The following is a 20,153-nucleotide window of genomic DNA, read 5'->3' on the forward strand; positions in this document are numbered from 1 at the left end:
AAATCCATCCGTCTCAAGATCAAACGTGCCGGCTGGGACGATGCTTTCCTCATGCAGCTCCTCAGCCATATGCGATAGCCCTGCCCGCAAGCGGGGGAGGTGAACTGAATTCGCCGCATGACCGAGCCAACGAAACCGTATCAGGTTTTTGTCTCCCCATACTTCTCGTGCAGCGCCGGGAACAGGCGGTCCGGCTTGAAAGGCACGCTGGTGAAGCGGATGCCGGTGGCGTTGGCGATCGCGTTGCCGAGTGCGGCGGCGACGGGATTGTATGGGCTCTCGCTCATCGATTTCGCGCCCATCGGCCCGACCGCATCCGACGTCTCCGCGAAGAAGACTTCGGTGCGCGGCACATCGGCATAGGAAGGCAGGTGATAGTCGCGGAACCTCGGATTGATCACCCGTCCGCCATCGTCGATCACGAGCTCTTCATAAAGCGCGGCGCCGAGCGCTTGCGCGACGCCGCCTTCGATCTGCCCGCGGCATTGCATGGGGTTGGCGACGCGGCCGGCGTCGGCCGCCTGCACGCTCTTCAGGATCCTGACTTCGCCGGTGGCCTTGTTCACGGCGACGCGGAAGCCCTGCACGTTGAAGGAGACCGAGCGCGGCGTACCATCCGCGCTGCCGCTGGCTTCCAGCACGCCGCCACGCGCCTTCGCTGCTTTCGCCAACTCGGCGAAGGACAGGCGCCGCTTGCCGCAGACGACGGTTTCGTTGTCCAGCACGCATGAACCGGCGTCGCCCTCAGTCATCTCGGCCGCGAGCGCCTTGATCGCGGCAGCGAGATTTTCCGCTGCGTGTTGCGTCGCGCGTCCGGCGACGAAGATGCCGGCGCTGCCATAGGCGCCGGTATCGTGGCCGCCATGCGCGGTGTCGGATTGCTTCAGGACGATGCGATCGACCGTCGTCGCCAGTGCGCTCGCCGCGATCTGGCGATGCACCGTGCTGGTGCCGTTGCCGAATTCGGCGGTGCCGACGGTCAGGTCGAAGCCGCCATCCTCACGCAGCGCGATCTTGGAATCGGAGAGGTGCCCCGCCGGCGGGACGGTGTCGATCATCGTCAGCGCCATGCCGTCGCCGACCAGCCACTCAGGCGCCAGTCCATGCCGCGGCGTTTCCGCACTCATCGCGCGCTCGACCAGGTCGAGACACTGGTCGAGGCCGTAGGAGCCATAGAGCACGTCGTGATATTGCGAAGGCGGCGGCGACAGCATGGGATCGCCGGGTTTCACGACATTGCGGCGGCGAAACTCGAACGGGTTGATGCTGAGCTGTTTTGCGAGCTCGTCAATCGCCGCTTCCACGGCAAACAGGCCTTGCGGCAGGCCGTAGCCGCGGAAGGCGCCGGCCGGCAGCGTGTTGGTGTAGGCGACGACGCCGTCGACCCTCTTGTTCGGACAGTTGTAGACGCTGACCGATTCCGCCACCGCATGAAACATCACCGGGCCGGCATGATTGCCATAGGCGCCGGTGTTGGAGAGCACATCGAGCTGCAGCGCGGTCAGTTTGCCGTCGTTGTCGGCACCGGCCTTCACCTTGACGCGCATCGGATGCCGCGTCGAGGTGGCGATGAACTGCTCCTCGCGGGTGAATTCGAGCTTGACGGGGCGTCCGGTCTTGAGCGCGGCCAATGCAAGGATGTCCTCGACGAACATCTCCTGCTTGCCGCCAAAGCCGCCGCCGACGCGTTCGCAGAACACCCTGATCCGCTCCGGTGGCAGATCGAAGATCTGCGACAGTCCTCGCCGGGTCAGGAATGGCACCTGCGTGCTGGAACGGACGTTGAGGATGCCATTGGCGTCGATCCAGGCGAGCCCGCCATGGGTCTCCAGCGCGGCATGCTGGACGCGCTGGGTGGTGAACGTCCCCTCATAGGTGACGGCAGCTTCCGCCAATCCTTTCGCGACATCGCCATATTCGCCATGCGTCTCCGCGACGAGGTTGCGCGCGGGGTTGGTGATGCGACGTTCGACCGTCTTGTCGCCATGAAGGGCCGGGGCGCCCGGCGCGATCGCCTCCGCCGGATCGAACACGGCGGGCAGCAGCTCATAGTCGACCTGGAGGCGGCGGCAGCCCTCTTCGGCGGCAGCCTCGGTCTCTGCCACGACGGCGGCGACCTTCTGGCCGATGAAGCGGACGACGTCGTCGAGGACGCGCGTATCCTCGGGGTCCATCCAGTCCTTCTCATGCCGCGCGGTCGAGAACAGAAGCTTTGGTGCGTCCTCATGGGTCAGCACGGCGTGGACGCCGGATACCGCGAGCGCCGCGCTCTTGTCGATCGAGACGATCTTGGCGTGCGGATGCGGCGAGCGCAGCAGCTTGACGTGCAGCAGGCCATCGATCTTCGTATCGAAAGTGTAGGGCGCCGCTCCGCGCACCACCAGTGGTCCGGCCGGCGCCGGCAGGCTGCGGCCGAAGGCGGTGCCGGCGTCGGCGTCTTCTATGTTTCTCTTGCCGTCGAGCGCGTCTTCGATCGAGCGATAGCCGGTGCAGCGGCAGATATTGCCCTTCAGCGAGACGCCGAGGTCCTGCCGCTGCGCCTGGTTCAGCGATGCGCAGGTCAGGATCATGCCGGCGGTGCAGAAGCCGCACTGGAATCCCTGCGCGTCGAGGAAGGCCTGCTGCAGCGGATGGGTGCCGCCATCGGGCGCAAATCCCTCGATGGTGGTGACGGCATGTCCTTCGGCGCGGAACGCCGGGATCAGGCAGCTATGCACCGGCTCGCCGTCGAGCAGCACGGTGCAGGCGCCGCAATCGCCGGCGTCGCAGCCTTTCTTGACGCCGAAATGCCCGAGGTCGCGCAGGAAGGTGCGCAGGCATTGTCCGGCCCGGGGCGTTTTCGCGAATGTCTTGCCGTTGATGTCGAAGGTCATGGCTGCGCCTTGAGTTCAGCGCGGATCTCTTCCGCGAGCCGCAGCGTCATGTGCTTGCGCCAGATCGGTTTGCCGTGGATGTCGGTGTGATAGAGATTGTCCGGGATGCGCTGCAGGATCGTCTCGCGCAATTCCTCCTGCTCCGGGATGGAGGCGAAGGCGAGCCTGATCGGCCGTATCGTCGCGGCGGTCACGGTCAGCGCGAAGCCGCTGTCGCTATCGATGCTTCCAATCAAGAGCGTTGCAGAGCGGCCGACCGGCGTCAGCGAGATCTGGCGGAACGCCGAACGTCGCCGCAGCGACGCAAGCGGAATATCGATCTGCCGCAGCAGGTCGCCGGGTCGAAGCAGGTTCTGCTGATTGCCGGTGATAAAGTCCATGACGGGAATCGTCCGCTCGCCGCCATCGGCCTGCCAGATCGTGGCGATGCCGTCGAGCGCAGAAGTCAGCGAGATCATCGGTCCCGCTGGCAGCGACATGCAGATATTGCCGCCAACGGTCGCGGTCTTCCAGATCTTGAAGGAGGCGAGGAACGAGCGGCAGCACTGGTTGATCAGCGGCGAGGCGATCCAGTCCGGAGGGCAGGCAAAGCCGTCAAGCTGCGCCACCGTGCAGGTGGCGGCGATGGTGAAGTTGTCGTCGCCGATCGTCAGCGCCGGCCATTTCAGCTCAGTGAGATCGATCAGCCGCCTCAGATGCGCCTGTGGCTCCGAGAACAGCCATGTGCCGCCCGCCAGCCAAGCATCGCCTGCCGTCCAAACGGGCAGTTGCGCCCGGGATTTCGGATGGGCGACTTCCGTAATCGTGTTCAAGTCCATCGATACGCCGACGCTTTCAACAGGATGCATCCTCGCTTAAGAGTCTTGTTCACTTAAGAATCCTTGCAAGACCGACGCCAATTGTTGGCCATAATTGGGACGGTCCTTGCATTGAACAAGCATGATCCGGAAAAGTGGATACCGGTTTTCCGAAAAGATCATGCACAAGAAGGCACCGGTGCCTCTCGAGAGATGGTGGGATTATGGACCAAACGCAGCTGATCTGGATCAAGGATCCGCTTTCCATTCTGGCCGAAGGCGCCGAACGCGGCGTCGTGGTCCAGGGTGGCAAGATCGTCGAATTGGTCGGCCGCGGCAAGGAACCGGCGGCTACGTCGGTAACGGTGTTCGACGCAGCCGAACATGTTGTGCTGCCGGGACTGATCAACACCCATCATCACTTCTACCAGACCCTCACGCGGGCACTTCCGGCCGCGCTCGACCGCGAGCTGTTTCCCTGGCTCAAGGCACTTTATCCGGTGTGGGCGCGGCTGACACCGGAATCGCTTCAGCTCGGGGTGACCGTTGCAATGTCGGAACTGCTGCTGTCCGGCTGCACCACCACGACCGATCACCACTATGTGTTTCCCGCTGGGCTCGAGGAAGCCGTCGATATCGAGGTGGCCGTCGCAAAGCGCCTCGGCTTGCGCGTGCTGCTCACGCGCGGCTCAATGAATCTGTCCGTGCGCGACGGCGGTCTGCCGCCGGATAGCGTCGTGCAGGATGAGGATACTATTCTGGCCGACAGCGCGCGCGTGGTCGCAAAACATCACGAGCGCGGCGAGCAGGCGATGGTCCAGATCGCGCTCGCGCCATGCTCGCCGTTCTCGGTGACGACCTCGCTGATGCAGAAGACCGCCGAGCTTGCCGACAAGCTCGATGTCCGCCTGCACACCCATCTGGCCGAAACCGAGGACGAAAACAGATTCTGCGAACAGATGCACCGCTGCCGGCCGCTCGATTATCTCGAGCAATGCGGCTGGCTCAACGGGCGCACCTGGCTCGCGCATGGCATCCATTTCAACGCCGATGAAATCAAGCGGCTCGGCGAGGCCGGGACCACCATCAGCCACTGCGCCTGCAGCAACCAGGCGCTGGCATCAGGCTGCTGCCCGGTCTGCGAGATGGAGCAGGCCGGTGTCGGAATTGGCCTTGGCGTCGACGGCTCGGCCTCCAACGACGAATCCAATCTGATGCAGGAGGTGCGCGCGGCCTTCCTGGTGCAGCGCGCCCGCTACGGCGTCGACCGCGTCAGCCACAAGGATGCGCTGCGCTGGGCGACCAGGGGCTCCGCCGCTTGTGTCGGCCGCCCCGAGCTCGGCGAGATCGCCGTCGGCAAGGCCGCCGATCTCGCTCTGTTCAAGCTCGACGAGTTGCGCTTCTCGGGCCATGGCGACCCGCTCGCCGCGCTGGTGCTGTGCGGCGCGCACCGCGCCGACCGCGTAATGGTCGGCGGCAAGTGGGCCGTGATCGACGGCGCCATCCCCGGCCTGGACGTCGCCGACCTGATCCGCCGCCACACCGCCGCCGCCCACGCGATGCAGGCAGGCTGAGATCGCAGTCCGCTCTCTCCGTCATTGCGAGCGAAGCGAAGCAATCCACGTCTCCGCTTGTGGCGCTATGGATTGCTTCGCTGCGCTCGCAATGACGGCGTCGTCCCGGGCTTGCGCGCCGCGGCGAAGCCCCTTGGCGTAGCCTTGAGCCTGATAACCACAGGCCTGTGTTGTGTGCTCCGCTACAACCGCTTGCTCCTGCCACAACACCTCCCTGTGGTTATGGGTCTCCGCCTTCGCGGGGACGACACTGAGAATGACGTGAGCTGTGCTACTGACTGCGTTTGCTCTTTCTTCTTCGCGCGGACATCATTCGATCGCTGTTGCAAATTTGCGACGATCGAGACAATTCGAGTCCGTCTAAGCAGCGCTGACAAAAAGTTGAGCAGCCAAGTTTCGACTGCGTACAATCACGCGCAACGATCGCACGGCGCCGCAAGGCTCTGCGCTCAAACGCCGCAGAAGACCAATAGAAATAGGGAAAAGCGGAAAATGCGCAACACGCGCGGAGGTTGCTTTCGCGTTTGCGCGGCGCCGCTTGCCACTCCCTAAAACACTGACGTTGCAGTCTTTACGTGCCGAAACTTGCAGCACGCTGTGGAAAAACTTGAGGCTTCTCACTTCACGGGAACGGCGCAAGGGTCGTTTGCGAAGGGCCTCGAACTTTCGCACGTCAACTTGGGGGTACACACAAATATGCTCAGTCTTCGCCGAAACCTGGCAGCCGCGGCACTGTCACTTGCCACTCTTGCGCCCGCCGGGTTCGCCAGTGCGGCCGACCTGGCGGTCAAAGCGCCGAAGCCAGCGCCTGATTTACCGTTCTTCCTGCTGATCGATAATCGCGTGACCTTCTCCTGGATGCCCAAGGGCACCGATCCCGGCGCTTACTCCATTCAGCCGAACGGTACGATCAACGGCACGACGGCCAAGCAGGTCTACTCGTTCACCCACTTCGACATCTGGACCTACGGCACCAACTTCTTCACGATCTCGATGTTCAAGTCGGGTCAAAACGATCCTGCTTCGCCGTGCTCCAATGCCGGCGTGCTGATCACTGGCGCGCCAGCCGATTGCGCCGGCGCCACCGAAATCTATGGTCTGTTCCGCTCGACCTTCGGCTTCAACCAGATCTTCAACACCAAGGCCTTCAACGTCGGACCGCTCACCAACGTCTCCTTAGAAGTCGGTATGGACGCCAACAGCGAGAACACCTTCCTGGCTCCGGCCAAGCGACAGGTCGTGGCCGGCCTGCAGTTCGAATTCGCGCTGCCCTACAAGGGCTATTTCAACGTGTCGCCATTGGCGTCCTGGGAGTTCTCGAACCACAACGCCTTCAACCAGTGCGGACTGTTCGGTCCCGGCATTCCGTATCCGGCGCCAGGCGCCACCTGCCTTCCGGACGGCAACACCAGCTTCAATCCGACCTGGGCGGTCGAAACCAACTATTATATGGACCTCGGCTTCCTGCCGGAGAGCATGCAGTTCTTCTCGATCAGCGGCCGCGCTGCCTGGTACGGCAAGAAGGGTGACCAGAACAACCCGCTGGTTGGCTTCGGCACCGGACCGTTCAGCACCGCTACCGCCGTTGAGTTCAACAGCGAGCCGATCCGTCTGACCTTCGACGCCAGCAAGGCGGTCTGGGGACCGAAGTATACCCACTTCGTCGATCTCTGGGTTGCTTACCGCTACTGGCAGAACAAGTTCGGCCTCGACCATAACGCAGCGCCCGGCGTCTGCACCCTGACCAACGCGGCCGGCGTGACGTTCAGCACCAACAGCTGCACCGAGTCGACGGTCTACGGCGGTATCACCGTGAAGTTCTAAAGCACCTATCCGTTCTCCAGGTGAACTGGGCGCCGCGATGACCTCGTGGCGCCATTTTTTTTTTCCAGGCGGCGTCGACAAGCCGCAAGCGAGGCAGTGCTTCGCGCTATTTCCGCCAGAGGCCGGCGTGGAGCTCCGCTGCTTCTTCCTCGATCAGCGGCCCTACGACATCGGTCGGTCGCTGCCCGGTCCGGAAGACTTCGCGGCAGGGCAGGTCGAGCGTCGGGTTCTCCGGATGATTGCCGGTGATCTCGCGCAGGCGATGTTCGCTCAAGCCATAGACCAGCCGCCCGATGCCGGCCCAGTAGATCGCGCCCGAGCACATCGCGCAGGGCTCTGCGGACGAATAGAGCGTGGCGTGCTCGAGGACGTCAGGCGCCAGCGTCGTACAGGCTTTTGTTGCGAGCAAGCGCTCGGCATGCGCGGTGCCGTCACGGGATGGCATATAGCCGTTCTCCATCTCCATCAGCACATTGCGATTGCGGTCGACGAGAACGGAGCCGAACGGATGGTTGCCGTGGGTGACGGAGCGGCGAGCGACCTCGAAGGACCGCCGCAGGAAATGCAGGTCAGCTTCTTCCTGAGTCAGCGCAGAAATATCCGTCATCAATGTCCCGCCATGTGCCGCCCGATCTCGGTGAGATCGGCCTCGCTGGCGCGGGCCTCGTGGACGAACTCACCATGGAACATCACGACCAGACGGTCGGAAAGTTCGAGCAGTTCGTCAAGGTCTTCGCTGACGAGAAGCACCGCCGCGCCGCGGTTGCGCGCCGCCATGATCTCGGCATGGATCTGCGCCACCGCTGCGAAATCGAGCCCGAAGCAGGGATTGGCCGCGATCAGCACCTCGACCTCGCCGCCGAGCTCGCGTGCCAGCACCGCGCGCTGCACGTTGCCGCCTGAGAGCGCGGAGATCGGCGTATCCGGCGTACGCGTCTTGATCTTGTAGAGGCCGATCTTGCGTTCGGCATTCTTGCGGAAGGCCGCACCGTTGAGCCACCAGCCGCCCTTGGCAAAAGGCGCGCGGTCGAAGTCGCGGAAGGCGATGTTGTCGGCCACGCTCATGCCGCCGACGCAGGCGTTCTTCAACGGCTCTTCCGGCAATACCGACAACTTGTGCCGCCGCATCTCCTCGCGTGTCGCCGAATAGCGCTCGCCGCGGATGCGGATTTGGCCGTTCTCGGCTTCGCGCTGGCCGGCGAGGACTTCCACGAGCTGCCGCTGGCCGTTGCCGGAGACGCCGGCGATGCCGACGATCTCGCCGCCGCGGACCGTGAGTGAAACATTCTGGACGGCGACTGCGCCGGCATCGTCCAGCGCGGTGATCCTGTCCAGCTCCAGCCGCGCCTCGCCGACCTCACCGACGCGCGGCGGCTGTACGGTCAGTTGTTCGGCGCCGATCATGGTGCGCGCCATGTCGTCCGGCGTCAGCTCGGCGACGCGGCCCTGGCCGGCGAGTTTTCCGCGCCGAAGGATGGTCACCTCATCGGCAAAGGCCATCACCTCACGGAATTTGTGGGTAATCATCAGGATGGTCAATTCACCTGATACGACCATCGCGCGCAACATGCCCAAGACCTCGTCGGCCTCGCCAGGCGTCAGCACCGAGGTCGGCTCGTCCAGGATCAGGAAGCGCCGCTTCAGGTAGAGCTGCTTCAGGATCTCGCACTTCTGCCGCTCGCCGGCGGAGATATCGGAGACCTTGGCGTCCAGCGGCACCTTGAACGGCATCCGCGCCAGGAACGCCTCGAGCTCCTTCTTCTCCCTGCTCCAGTCCACCACAACAGGAACGTCGTCGCGCGCCAGCACCAGGTTTTCGGCGACCGTCATCGCCGGCACCAGGGTGAAATGCTGGTAGACCATGCCGAGCCCGAGCGCGTGCGCGTCCTTCGGGTTGCCGATCTTCTGCTCACGCCCACCGATCAGGATGTCGCCCTGGGTCGCGTGGTAATAGCCCATGATGCATTTGACGAGCGTGCTCTTCCCCGCACCGTTCTCGCCGAGCAGCGCGTGGAAGGAGCCGGGACGCACCTTCAGCTCGACATTGTCGAGCGCCAGGAAATCGCCGAAGCGCATGGTCATGGCGATCGCGTCGACGCCGAAGGCGCCAGTCGGGGCGGGTGGCTCGCCGATGATCACGAGATCGCTCCGATCAGGTCGCCGGATTTCGCCACCGCGCCGAACACGCCGCCCTGCATCTTGATCATCTTCAGCGCATGGTCGTGATTGCCCTTGTCGGTCGCGCCGCAGCAATCCTCGATCAGCACGCATTCGAAGCCGCGGTCATTGGCCTCGCGCATCGTGGTGTGGACGCAAACGTCGGTGGTGATGCCGGTCAGCACGATATTTTCGATGCCGCGCAGGCGGAGCATCAGCTCCAGGTCGGTCGCACAGAACGAGCCCTTGCCGGGCTTGTCGATGGTCGGCTCGCCAGGCAGCGGGGCAAGATCCGGGATGATCTCCCAGCCGGGCTCGCCGCGCACCAGGATGCGGCCGCAAGGGCCGGGATCGCCAATGCCGGCGCCGATCTGGCGCGAGCGCCAGCGCTTGTTGGCGGGAAGATCGGCGAGATCGGGCCGGTGCCCCTCGCGAGTGTGGATGATGTGATAGCCTTGGCTTCGCATCACCGCGAGCAGACGCTTGATCGGCTCGATCGGCGCCCGCGTCAGCGAGAGATCGTAGCCCATCTTGTCGACATAGCCGCCGACGCCACAGAAATCGATCTGCATGTCGATGATGACGAGCGCGGTGTTTTCCGGGCGCAGATCGCCATTGTAGGGCCAGGCGTAGGGCTCGGACTTGATAGTGCGCTCGGACATGGATGACCTCGGCTGTGCGCGTGATTAGCGAGTGATGGAAAGCTCGGCGGGCGCGCCGGTCAGCGTGCGCTTCGGCGAGCAGGTGATGATCATGATCGCGAGCGTCAGGATGTACGGCGCGGCATTGAACAGGTGGTAGCCCGAGGTGACGCCGACCGATTGCAGCGCCGGTCCCAGCGCTGCCGCGCCGCCAAAGGCGAGCGAGGCCCACAGGCAGAGCAGGGGATCCCAGCGCGCGAAGATCACGAGCGCGACCGCGGTGATGCCCTGTCCTGAGGATAGGCCTTCGTTCCAGCTTCCAGGATAGAACAGCGACAGGAACGAGCCGCCGATCCCGGCGAGGAAGCCGCCGACCATGGTGGCGCGGAGCCGGATCAGCAGCACCGAATGGCCCATCGCGCGTGCCGCGTCCGAGCTCTCGCCGGCGGTGCGGATCAAAAGCCCCCAGCGCGTGGCCTTGAACGCCCAATAGAGAATGGGTGCGATCGCGACCCCGATCAGGAACAGAACGTTGATGCGGAGTGCGGCGCGGACCTGCGGAATGTCGCTCCACCAGCCGAAATCGATGGCTGGCAGCCGCGGCGCCGTCGGCTCGATCAAGGGCTTGCCGAGGAAGAAGGCGAGGCCGATGCCGAACAGCATCAGCGCGATTCCGACCGCGACGTCGTTCACGCGCGGCAATGAGCAAATGCCGGCGTGGAGCGCACCGAGCAGCGCGCCGGTGATGCCGGCGGCAAGTACCCCGAGCCAGGGCGAGCCGGTGAGATAGGAGACGCCGTAGGCGCTCATCGCGCCCATCACCAGCGTGCCCTCGAGGCCGAGATTGATGCGGCCGCTGCGCTCAGTGATGCATTCCCCTAAGCTGACGAACAGGAACGGCGTCGAGACGCGGATGGCGCCGCCGAGCACGGCGAGCGGAACGGTCCACAATCCGATCGATGCGTCTGCCATGTCAGGACTTTCCTCTCAGGAAGCCGATGCGGCCGTAGACCGCGTCGCTCGCGAGCACAAACACGAAGATGATGCCCTGCAGCACCAGCACGGAAGCGTCGGGCAGTCCGAGCCGCCGCTGCAACAGGCCGCCGCTGGCGCTGATGCCGCCGAGCAGGACCGCAACCGGAATCACCGCGAGCGGATTCTGCCGCGACAGGAAGGCGACCAGGATGCCGGTGAAGCCGTAACCGGCGGCGAGATTGGCGTTGGTGCGTCCCTGGACGGCGGCGACCTCGATCATGCCGGCAAGGCCGGCGCAACCGCCGGCAAGAAAGCAGATCGTCATGATCAGTTTGCCGACGCCGAGGCCGACGATCTTGGCGGCGCGGATATTGCCGCCGGCGACACGCGCAGCAAAGCCGAAGGTGGTGTGATAGATCAGGACGTAGGAGGCGATCGCACAGACAAGGCCGAACACCAGGCCCCAATGCACATCGGTGCCAGGGATGGTGCCGATCATGTTGGCTGCGCCTATCTCGCGGGTCGAGGGCTTGTTGAGACTGGCGGGATCGCGCATCACGCCTTCGACGAGATGGTTGAGGATCGCAAGCGCGATATAGACCAGCAGCAGGCTCGAGATCGTCTCGTTGACGCCGCGATACTGCCGGAGCGCGCCCGACAGCGTGATCCACAATCCACCGCCGATCACGCCGGCAATGACCATCGCGATCTGCACCACCAGCGGCGGCGCCCATTGCATCGCGAGCGCGGCGCTGGTGGCTGCCAGCGCGCCGATCAGCAGCGCGCCTTCGCCGCCGATGATCACCATGCCGAGCTGCGCCGGCAGCGCCGTGCACAGCGCAGTCAGGATCACGGGCGCTGCGCGGGTCAGCGTGTTCTGCCAGGAGAACCAGGTGCCGAACGCGCCCTGGTACATGTAGAAATAGAGATCGAGCGGATTCTTGCCGTACAGCGCGACGAACACGCCGAAGGCCGCGAGCGCGCCGATCAGGGCCGCCCCCGGGATCAGGATGTATTCGATGGTGGCGCCGTAGCGCTGCAGGAAACCCGGATCGGCGGCCGGGGCGACCCCGACCGCCTCGGCCGAGTCAGCCGTGTCTGTTGTCACGAAGTCGCTCCGATCACGCCTTCGATCAGATAGTCCATCTTTTCGAGCTCGGGATCCTTCTGGCCGCGCTCGACACTGGCCGCGATCACCGTCTTGCCCTTGTTGTCGAGGATCGGTCCCTTGAAGATGGTGTATTCGCCGAGAACAAGCTTCGCCTTCATCTCGTCGGCATGCTTGCGTGCTTCGGCCGAGACCGCTTCGCCATAGGGCGAACATTTGACGATCTCTTCCTTCAGGCCGCCACGATAGAAGTTCGGGATCGATTCGCCCGAGGTGATCATCTTCAGGAATTTCGGATAGAGCGCTTCCCAATTCCATTCGGCGCCGGTGAGATAGGCCTTTGGCGCGAGTGGGGACTGGTTGACGTGATAGCCGCAGACGAAAGCGCCGCGGCGTGCGGCGTTCTCGACCATGGTCTTGGGGCCGTCGACATGGCAGGTTAGCACGTCGACGCCCTGGTCGATCAGGCTGTTGGTGGCCTCGGCTTCCTTGACCGGCATCGACCAGTCGCCGGTGAATATCACTTGCGTGGTTGCCTTGGGGTTGGCGAGCTTGGCGCCGAGGGTGAAGGCGTTGATGTTGCGCAGCACCTGCGGGATTGGCTTGGCGGCGACGAAGCCGAGCTTGCCGCTCTTGGTCGAATAGCCCGCAACGATGCCGGAAATGAACTGCGCCTCGTCGATATAACCGAAATAGCTGCCGGCGTTCTTCGGGTCTTTCTCGGTCCACAGACCGCCGCAATGTTCGAAGCGGATCTTCGGATATTTGTTCGCTATCTTGACCACGTGTGGACTGAAATATCCGAACGAGGTCGGAAACAGCAGTGTGGAGCCGTCAAGATTGATCATGGACTCCATGGTCTTCTCGACTGCATCGGTCTCCGGCACCTTCTCTTCCTCGACCACCTTGATGCCGGGAAGTTTCTTCAGCGCCGCCGCGCCTTGCGCGTGCGCCTGGTTGTAGCCGTAGTCGTCGCGCGATCCGACATAGATGAAGCCGATGGTGGTCTCGGCCGCCTGCGCGGTGCGCGCGCCGATCGTGCCGCCCAGCGCCAGCGCGGCGCCGCCTTGCAACAAATGCCGTCGTGAAATCCTGCTGAAATCCATTGCCTGCTCCCCTGGGGCGGTCCGGCCGCCGGTCGTTTCGCGTCCGCGCCAACGGCGGAGCTCAGACAGGATGTCGCAAGCTTCGTGCCAGAGCCTATTTGGCGAGCATGAAATATCAATCGCTTGAAATTACTTGGATATTATTCAATGTTGCGTTTCGCTCAAACTTTGAGCGGCAGTGTGCTGGCCTAATTATTGAGCGTAGTCAGATCATTGTATGCAAGGCTGTTAAGCATCGCTGGGGACGTTGATCGCGCGAAAGGGCACTGGCATTGAACTTGTATCGACCTGGATGCGGGAATCGAAAGCGGCGCTGCACTGGAAAAGCATGAGCAAGACAGACGCGGCGGGAGCCGGGACCAGACCAACCTTGCTTGGCGAGGCGATCGTTGCCCGCATCGACCTGCTTGCGGCGATATCGGAGACGCCTGAGCACCTGGCGCGAATCTATCTGACGCCCGAGCACCGCAAGGCGGCCGATCTTCTTCTGTCCTGGATGCGCGAGGCCGGGATGAGCGCTCATCTCGACGCCATCGGCAATGTCTGCGGACGTTACGAGGGCGACAGGCCCGGCCTACCGTGCCTGATGCTGGGCTCGCATTACGACACCGTGCGCGACGCCGGCAAATGGGACGGACCGCTCGGCCTGATCACCGCGATCTCCTGCGTCGCCGATCTCAACCGGCGCGGCCGCCGATTGCCCTTCGCGATCGAGGTGACCGGCTTTGCCGATGAGGAGGGTGTCCGCTTTGCTTCGACCCTGCTCGGCAGCCGCGCAGTCGCCGGCACCTTCGACGAAAGCGTGCTGAACGCGCGCGACCACGCCGGCATCTCCATGCGCGAGGCGATGATCGCCTTCGGGCTCGATCCTGATCATATCGGCGCCGCCGCGCGCGTCCGCAGCGAACTGCTCGCCTATGTCGAACTGCATATCGAGCAGGGGCCGGTGCTGGAAGAGAAAGACCTGCCCGTCGGCGTGGTGACCGCGATCGCCGGCGCCACGCGGCTTGCGGCAAAGCTCACGGGCATGGCCGGCCATGCCGGCACCGTGCCGATGGTGTCGCGCCGCGATGCGCTGGCGGGCGCTGCCGAATGCATCACGGCGATTGAGGAATTCTGCAAGACCGACGATGGCGGTCTCGTCGGCACTGTCGGCTATATCGATGCGAGGCCCGGCGCCACCAACGTGATCCCCGGATTCGTCTCCTTCACCATCGACGTCCGCGCGCCCACCGATACGCATCGCAAACGCGCGGTCGCCGAGATCGTCCGCGAAATCGAGGCCATCGCAAGGCGCCGCGGGCTCTCGCTGCAACTCGATGTCACCCATGAGAACCGCACCGTGCCCTGCGCGTCTTGGCTCAAAGCGCAGGTGGCCGAGGCAGTGGCCGGCGAGGGATATCCCGTGTTCGAGCTGCCAAGCGGGGCGGGGCATGACGGCATGGCGATGATCGATGTCGCCGACGTCGCCATGCTCTTCGTCCGCTGCCGCGGCGGCATCAGCCACCATCCCGACGAGCATGTCGACCTTGCCGACGCTGATGCGGGCGCGCGGGTCCTGCTGCGTCTGATCGAGAACTTTCGGGCGGGCGAGATATCGCCGTAACATCGTAGGATGGGTAGAGCGCAGCGAAACCCATCAATATTTGTGACCGCGGCGAAGGTGATGGGTTTCGCTGCGCTCTACCCATCCTACAAGTCCGATCACTCCGCCGCTTTCGCCGTTTTGCCGAACATGCGCGTCGGAGCGGGGAAGCCGCAGGAGGTGCCGTCGGTGATCTTGACCTGATCCTCCCAAGGCAGGCGGAAGCGACCCGACACCATGTCCTGCATGAAGGTGTAGGGACAATCCATCGCGCCGCCCTTCACCGCGACATAGCCGCGGTGCCAGAGCTGGTAGATGTTGTTCTCGACACCCCAGTTGATGCGCGCCTCACGTACCAGGTCAGGGCGCACCTCGGCGGTGATGATCTCGTCGGCGCGGCCGGTGGTGCCATGCGCGATGATGGTGCCGTCGAAATTGACGATCATGCCTTCGCCCATGGAATCGAACGAGCCGTCGGACCCGCACATGCAGACATTGGCTGTTACCATCAGGTTCTGGAACGCGTTGGCCTGGTTGGTGAAGCGCCAGCTCTCGCGGATCGGCGCGGTGTAGCCGGCGGTGCGGATCATGATCTCGGCGCCCTTGTAGGCACATTCGCGCGCCATTTCCGGGAACATGCCGTCATGGCAGATGATGAGCGCGATCTTGGCGCCCTTCGGCCCCTCGATCACGGGAATGCCGATGTCGCCGGGCTCCCACGGCTCAACCGGAATCCAGGGATGGAATTTGCGATAATAGAGCTTGATCTCGCCGTGGTCGTCGATGATCAGGCCTGAATTGTAAGGATTGCCATCGGGGTTGTACTCCATGATGGAGAAGCAGCCCCAGATCTTGTTGTCGACGCAGGCCTGCTTGAAAGCGGCAACCTCCGGCCCGTCGAGCTGGCACATGATCTCGGGATTGGTGTCCATCGACAGGCCATGCAGCGAATATTCGGGAAACACGACGAGATCCATGGTCGACAGGTTGCGCCGCGCCTTGCCGACCATCCAGACGATCTTCTCGGTCTGCTTCGCCAGATCGGCTTTGGTCACCACAACGGGCAATTGCAGTTGAACGAGCCCGATCACGACGCCATTGGGTGATTTGTTGAGGCCGCCAAGTCCGTTCATGTCGAACTCCCTGTTCCTGTGCTGATCGTTCGCGGGATCTGGTGAGAGCAAATCGGATTTCTGCCCGCATCGAAAGGCCATTTTCCAGGCGCTGTGATCGCCTCGAAGTCAGTGCGGCCGGTGGCGGGAGACGAAAATTCTTTCCTGCATCTATAACGGGGAACATGCTTCCAAGTCGCTCCCGCAAAAGACATTTCGCTACCATTGCTTCCGGGCCGCAATTGACGACATTTAGGGCCTGTTTCAATGGAAGCGACCATGAGCAATCCCGGATTTGATGCGTTTGGCGAGCCGATAGCGGCCGAGAGCGTTAGAGCACCCGGGCGTGCGTCCTCGTGGCTGCTGCGTGCGGGCACCGGTGCATTCTGGCTGCTTGTTGCTGGCATCGTGATCGCGCGCGCCGCCTACTTTGAGGCCGGCGTCTTCAATTTCGACCACGCCGTCGCCTGGGCGCAGGGCCTGTTCGCAGCCCTCTGACGTTCGATCGTTCACATAAGGTTCCAGCCGAGATCGGCTGGGTTGCCGGCGACAGGCCCGCCTGAAGCGACGCATGCGCCGATCCCCGGAATATAACTTCTCGTTACTGGGGAAACCGTAGAATATATTAGCCAAAACATCATGGTAGGCGCATAAATTATTCCCGATAGGGAGTGCCACCGTGGCGGACAATACCAATAGCATCAAGGAAACAGCGCGGCGCCCCAGTACCGTTGCGCGCACCTTTTCGCTTCTTCCCGGCATCGCGCTATGCGGCGTGATCACGCTCGTCGCGGTCGGTGTCCAGCATCTGGAAGAACGGGCGTTCGACCATCCCTATGTGGAAGCCCTGGTGATCGCGATCCTGCTGGGGATGGCGATCCGCACCGCCTGGAATCCGTCCGAGCGATGGCGCTCGGGGATCGCCTTCAGCGCCAAGCAACTGCTCGAAGTCGCCGTCGTGCTGCTGGGGGCCTCGATCAGCTTCGCCGCGATCGCGGCCTCGGGCCTGGCGCTGATCGGCGCGATCGCGGGCACGGTTGCGATCATGCTGGCGCTCAGTTTTGGCGTCAGCCGCATGCTCGGCCTACCGACCAAGCTGTCGATCCTGATCGCCTGCGGCAATTCGATCTGTGGAAATTCGGCGATTGCGGCGGTTGCCCCCGTGATCGACGCCCACAGCGACGACATCGCCTCGTCGATCTCGTTTACGGCGATTCTCGGCGTGCTGATGGTGCTGGGATTGCCCTTGCTGATCCCGCTCCTGGGATTGTCGGCGACGCAATACGGCATCCTGGCCGGACTTACGGTCTATGCCGTTCCACAGGTGCTTGCGGCCACCGTGCCTGCCGGCATCGTCAGCACGCAGATCGGGACGCTGGTGAAACTGGTGCGCGTGCTGATGCTGGGCCCGATCGTGATCGGGCTTTCCTTGTTCGTGGCCAGCCGTCGCCAGCAAGAGAAGGCGGCCGCGATCAGTCCGTTCAAGCTGGTGCCCTGGTTCATCATCGGCTTTTTGGTCCTGGCCGCGCTGCGATCGTTCGAACTCGTTCCAGATGCCGTGGTCCCCCTGGTGACAAAGACGGCGGTCCTGCTCACCGTGCTGTCGATGGCGGCCCTTGGCCTCGGCGTCGATATTCGCGTCATTGCGACCGTGGGAGGACGCGTGACAGCCGCGGTCACGCTGTCGCTGTTGGTGCTGCTCGCCATCAGCATCGGGCTCGTTCATTTCTTCAGATGAACGTACGTCCGGCGACGCTGCACAACTCGAATGCAAAGAAAAAGCCGCTCAATGAATGAGCAGATGCGCGTCGAAAAAGCTTCGCACAGAGAATAATCAGCGCGTCATCAAACGATCAGTGGATTGAAATCGCGACGGATTTCGTTCCGGCGATGCGCGATTCCGAATTGTACACAATGGCACGGCGCTTGCTTAACCCCGCTCAAGAGTTCTCTCGTTCGGGGCACGCACGTCATGGCGAACTCAAGCGATCCAGTGGGGAAGATTGTCGCGGAGCCGGAGCCGATCGAGCTCGACTGGACCAAGACCGCGCTCGTCATCATCGACATGCAGCGCGATTTCATGGAGCCCGGCGGCTTCGGCGAAACGCTCGGCAATGACGTCAGCCGGCTAGCGCGCGCCGTGAAGCCGATCGGCTCGGTGCTGTCGGCGGCCCGCGACACCGGCATGCTGGTGATCCATACCCGCGAAGGACATCTGCCAGATCTTTCCGACGCGCCGCCCGCCAAGGTCGAACGCGGCGCGCCATCCTTGCGCATCGGCGATCCCGGTCCGATGGGCCGCATCCTCATCCGCGGCGAGGCCGGCCACGACATCATTCCCGAGCTCTATCCACTCGACAGTGAGATCGTGATCGACAAGCCCGGCAAGGGCGCGTTCTACGCCACCGAGATGAGTGATGTGCTGCAGAAATACGGCATCGAGAATCTGCTGGTGTGCGGCGTCACCACCGAAGTGTGCGTCAACACCACCGTGCGCGAGGCCAATGACCGCGGCTATCGCTGCGTCGTCATCTCCGACGGCTGCGCATCCTACTTCCCCGAATTTCACGAGATGGGCCTGAAGATGATCAAGGCCCAAGGCGGCATCTTCGGCTGGGTCACAAGCTCAGCCGCAGTACTGGAGGCGTTGGAGACTTCGAAAACATTGGCTTAGGATATTACCATGAACACCAGCATGACGGAGACGGCCGGCAGGTCCGAGTTCAAGCCGGCACTGTGGACATCGGGCGACTGGAACGCGTTTTTCGGCTTCGGCACCAACATCCTCGTCAACATGCTGGTCCTCACCGGCCTGTTGCGCTTCGTCCTGAAGATGCCGGACTCTCTTGTCTTCGGCCGCATCCTGCCGGCGCTCGGCCTGATGATGTGCCTCTCCACTTTCTATTACGCTTTCCTCGCCTACCGGCTGGCGCAGCGGACCGGCCGGAGCGACGTCTGCGCGTTGCCATCGGGCGTCAGCGTCCCGCATATGTTCATCGTCACTTTCGTGATCATGCTGCCGATCACGCTCAAGACCGGCGATCCCATCAAGGGCTGGTCCGCCGGCCTGGTCTGGGTGTTCTTCCAGAGCTTCATTCTGATGATCGGCGGTTTCATCGCGCCGTATATCCGGAAGATCACGCCGCGCGCGGCGCTGCTCGGCACGCTCGCCGGCGTGTCCGTCACCTTCATCGCGATGCGGCCGGCGCTCGAAATGTACATGACACCGCAGATCGGGCTCATCTGTTTCGCCATCATCCTGGTGAGCTGGTTCGGCGGCGTGAAATATCCGCGCGGCATTCCCGCCGGCCTCGTTGCGATTGCGGCGGGCATGATCATCGCATGGGGCTCGAACCTGTTCGGACTCGGGCTCGGCGGCCTGAGCCTGAAAGGCGTCGGCGATGCCTTTACGAATTTCGGCTTCTCGGTGCCGGTCCCGGCCGTCGGCTACGTGTTTTCCGGTTTCGAGTTCCTGGGGATCATTCTCGTCACGGCGATTCCATTCGGCATCTATGATCTCGTCGAGGCCATGGATAACGTCGAGAGTGCGGAGGCCGCCGGCGACGAATATCCGACCACGCGCGTTTTGACCGCCGATGGCGTCGTGAGCCTGATCGGCTGCCTGATGGGCAATCCCTTCATCAACGCCGTTTATATCGGCCATCCCGGCTGGAAGGCGATGGGTGGACGGATCGGCTATTCGGCCGCGACCGGAATCATGGTCGTGCTGCTGTCGTGGTTCGGCATCATCTCGGTGCTGCTGGCGCTGGTGCCGGTGGTCGCGATCTCGCCGATCCTGCTCTATATCGGCATGCTGATCGGCGCGCAGGCGTTCCAGACCACGCCCGCGAGGCACGCGCCCGCGATCGTGCTGGCATTCACGCCGCATCTTGCCGCCTGGGCCAAGCTGCAGATCGACACCATGCTGGCGTCGACCATGACGGCGGCTCAGAGCGTCGGCGGGCTTGCGGCCGACAAGGTCGGCGAGGTCAAGACGGCTGCGATCGCCGCGCTGCCGCAACAGGGCGTGATCTATCACGGGCTCGAGGTGATGGGAGGAGGCTCGATCTTGGCCGGCCTCGTGCTCGGCGCGATCGCCGTCTTCATCATCGAACGCGACTTCCTGAAGGCATCAGCCTTCGCGTTGGCCGGCGCCGTCATGACCTATTTTGGTTTCATGCATGGCGAAGCGGTCGGCATCGGAGGCGGCCTTGGCGTCACGCCCGGCGTGACGTTCGCTTATCTCGTGATGGCGGGTGGATTGTTCGCGCTCAGCAAGTCTGTCGGCAGCGTGGCCTACAGCTCGCATCCGGAGATCCCGATCGCGGCGCCGGCGGAGTAGGGTAACTCCCTCTCCCCGCTCTTGCGGGGGGAGGGGCTATCTCCGCGAACACGGTGAGA

16 protein-coding genes are annotated in these 20,153 nt (G+C 63.4%); 7 read left to right on the forward strand and 9 right to left on the reverse strand.

Annotation, left to right across the window (positions count from 1 at the left end; all coding sequences use genetic code 11):
* Positions 1-140: 140 nt before the first annotated feature.
* Positions 141-2,873: a molybdopterin-dependent oxidoreductase gene (locus K288_RS0110145; protein WP_027579441.1), complete on the reverse strand. Its 2,733-nt coding sequence runs from the start codon at positions 2,871-2,873 to the stop codon at positions 141-143.
* A complete protein-coding gene (locus K288_RS0110150) occupies positions 2,870-3,691 on the reverse strand; it encodes an FAD binding domain-containing protein (RefSeq protein ID WP_027579442.1) in 822 nt (273 codons plus the stop codon). The genes K288_RS0110145 and K288_RS0110150 overlap by 4 nt, the downstream gene beginning before the upstream one ends.
* Before the next feature lie 203 nt (positions 3,692-3,894).
* Here K288_RS0110150 and K288_RS0110155 point away from each other — a divergent pair, with 203 nt between their 5' ends.
* Positions 3,895-5,244: an 8-oxoguanine deaminase gene (locus tag K288_RS0110155; RefSeq protein WP_027579443.1), complete on the forward strand. Its 1,350-nt coding sequence runs from the start codon at positions 3,895-3,897 to the stop codon at positions 5,242-5,244.
* Between the two features lie 696 nt (positions 5,245-5,940).
* A complete protein-coding gene (locus tag K288_RS0110160; RefSeq protein WP_043159575.1) occupies positions 5,941-7,068 on the forward strand; it encodes a hypothetical protein in 1,128 nt (375 codons plus the stop codon).
* A gap of 106 nt (positions 7,069-7,174) precedes the next feature.
* On the opposite strand, the gene K288_RS0110165 is transcribed toward K288_RS0110160, so the two are convergent.
* From K288_RS0110165 to K288_RS0110190, 6 genes are read right to left on the reverse strand one after another with little or no spacing between them, the layout of a single operon-like run.
* A complete protein-coding gene (locus K288_RS0110165; protein ID WP_043159576.1) occupies positions 7,175-7,675 on the reverse strand; it encodes a nucleoside deaminase in 501 nt (166 codons plus the stop codon).
* A complete protein-coding gene (locus K288_RS0110170) occupies positions 7,675-9,207 on the reverse strand; it encodes an ABC transporter ATP-binding protein (RefSeq protein WP_027579446.1) in 1,533 nt (510 codons plus the stop codon). The genes K288_RS0110165 and K288_RS0110170 overlap by 1 nt, the downstream gene beginning before the upstream one ends.
* Entirely contained in the window at positions 9,204-9,887 is a 684-nt protein-coding gene (locus K288_RS0110175) for an isochorismatase family cysteine hydrolase (RefSeq protein WP_027579447.1), read from the reverse strand. Before K288_RS0110175 ends, K288_RS0110170 begins: the two co-directional genes overlap by 4 nt.
* A gap of 24 nt (positions 9,888-9,911) precedes the next feature.
* The gene (locus K288_RS0110180) at positions 9,912-10,838 is read right to left on the reverse strand and encodes an ABC transporter permease (RefSeq protein WP_027579448.1); all 927 of its coding nucleotides are present in this window, start codon (positions 10,836-10,838) and stop codon (positions 9,912-9,914) included.
* A 1-nt stretch (position 10,839) separates the two neighbouring features.
* Positions 10,840-11,949 (reverse strand): ABC transporter permease, encoded by a 1,110-nt coding sequence (locus K288_RS0110185; RefSeq protein WP_027579449.1) that lies wholly within the window; start codon positions 11,947-11,949, stop codon positions 10,840-10,842.
* A complete protein-coding gene (locus tag K288_RS0110190) occupies positions 11,946-13,055 on the reverse strand; it encodes a BMP family ABC transporter substrate-binding protein (RefSeq protein WP_027579450.1) in 1,110 nt (369 codons plus the stop codon). Before K288_RS0110190 ends, K288_RS0110185 begins: the two co-directional genes overlap by 4 nt.
* A gap of 328 nt (positions 13,056-13,383) precedes the next feature.
* Here K288_RS0110190 and K288_RS0110195 point away from each other — a divergent pair, with 328 nt between their 5' ends.
* Positions 13,384-14,661: an allantoate amidohydrolase gene (locus tag K288_RS0110195; protein ID WP_027579451.1), complete on the forward strand. Its 1,278-nt coding sequence runs from the start codon at positions 13,384-13,386 to the stop codon at positions 14,659-14,661.
* 98 nt (positions 14,662-14,759) lie between these two features.
* On the opposite strand, the gene K288_RS0110200 is transcribed toward K288_RS0110195, so the two are convergent.
* The gene (locus tag K288_RS0110200; RefSeq protein ID WP_027579452.1) at positions 14,760-15,773 is read right to left on the reverse strand and encodes a formamidase; all 1,014 of its coding nucleotides are present in this window, start codon (positions 15,771-15,773) and stop codon (positions 14,760-14,762) included.
* Between the two features lie 258 nt (positions 15,774-16,031).
* Here K288_RS0110200 and K288_RS0110205 point away from each other — a divergent pair, with 258 nt between their 5' ends.
* From K288_RS0110205 to K288_RS0110220, 4 genes are all read left to right on the forward strand, one after another.
* Positions 16,032-16,250: a hypothetical protein gene (locus K288_RS0110205; protein ID WP_027579453.1), complete on the forward strand. Its 219-nt coding sequence runs from the start codon at positions 16,032-16,034 to the stop codon at positions 16,248-16,250.
* A gap of 181 nt (positions 16,251-16,431) precedes the next feature.
* Entirely contained in the window at positions 16,432-17,490 is a 1,059-nt protein-coding gene (locus tag K288_RS0110210; RefSeq protein WP_043159578.1) for a putative sulfate exporter family transporter, read from the forward strand.
* 234 nt (positions 17,491-17,724) lie between these two features.
* On the forward strand, positions 17,725-18,426 hold the full coding sequence (locus K288_RS0110215; RefSeq protein WP_027579455.1) for an isochorismatase family cysteine hydrolase: 702 nt from the start codon (positions 17,725-17,727) through the stop codon (positions 18,424-18,426).
* A gap of 9 nt (positions 18,427-18,435) precedes the next feature.
* Positions 18,436-20,094: a hypothetical protein gene (locus K288_RS0110220; RefSeq protein ID WP_027579456.1), complete on the forward strand. Its 1,659-nt coding sequence runs from the start codon at positions 18,436-18,438 to the stop codon at positions 20,092-20,094.
* Positions 20,095-20,153: the final 59 nt, after the last annotated feature.

It is taken from the genome of Bradyrhizobium sp. Ai1a-2, assembly GCF_000426245.1.
GTDB lineage: Bacteria > Pseudomonadota > Alphaproteobacteria > Rhizobiales > Xanthobacteraceae > Bradyrhizobium.

Bases quoted from the DNA above. Each gene is read 5' to 3' on its own strand.
- K288_RS0110195 (WP_027579451.1), top strand. From the start codon at position 13,384: ATGAGCAAGACAGACGCGGCGGGAGCCGGGACCAGACCAACCTTGCTT.
- K288_RS0110175 (WP_027579447.1), bottom strand. From the start codon at position 9,887: ATGTCCGAGCGCACTATCAAGTCCGAGCCCTACGCCTGGCCCTACAAT.
- K288_RS0110160 (WP_043159575.1), top strand. From the start codon at position 5,941: ATGCTCAGTCTTCGCCGAAACCTGGCAGCCGCGGCACTGTCACTTGCC.
- K288_RS0110180 (WP_027579448.1), bottom strand. From the start codon at position 10,838: ATGGCAGACGCATCGATCGGATTGTGGACCGTTCCGCTCGCCGTGCTC.
- K288_RS0110145 (WP_027579441.1), bottom strand. From the start codon at position 2,873: ATGACCTTCGACATCAACGGCAAGACATTCGCGAAAACGCCCCGGGCC.
- K288_RS0110190 (WP_027579450.1), bottom strand. From the start codon at position 13,055: ATGGATTTCAGCAGGATTTCACGACGGCATTTGTTGCAAGGCGGCGCC.
- K288_RS0110150 (WP_027579442.1), bottom strand. From the start codon at position 3,691: ATGGACTTGAACACGATTACGGAAGTCGCCCATCCGAAATCCCGGGCG.
- K288_RS0110220 (WP_027579456.1), top strand. From the start codon at position 18,436: ATGAACACCAGCATGACGGAGACGGCCGGCAGGTCCGAGTTCAAGCCG.
- K288_RS0110215 (WP_027579455.1), top strand. From the start codon at position 17,725: ATGGCGAACTCAAGCGATCCAGTGGGGAAGATTGTCGCGGAGCCGGAG.
- K288_RS0110200 (WP_027579452.1), bottom strand. From the start codon at position 15,773: ATGAACGGACTTGGCGGCCTCAACAAATCACCCAATGGCGTCGTGATC.
- K288_RS0110155 (WP_027579443.1), top strand. From the start codon at position 3,895: ATGGACCAAACGCAGCTGATCTGGATCAAGGATCCGCTTTCCATTCTG.
- K288_RS0110205 (WP_027579453.1), top strand. From the start codon at position 16,032: ATGAGCAATCCCGGATTTGATGCGTTTGGCGAGCCGATAGCGGCCGAG.
- K288_RS0110165 (WP_043159576.1), bottom strand. From the start codon at position 7,675: ATGACGGATATTTCTGCGCTGACTCAGGAAGAAGCTGACCTGCATTTC.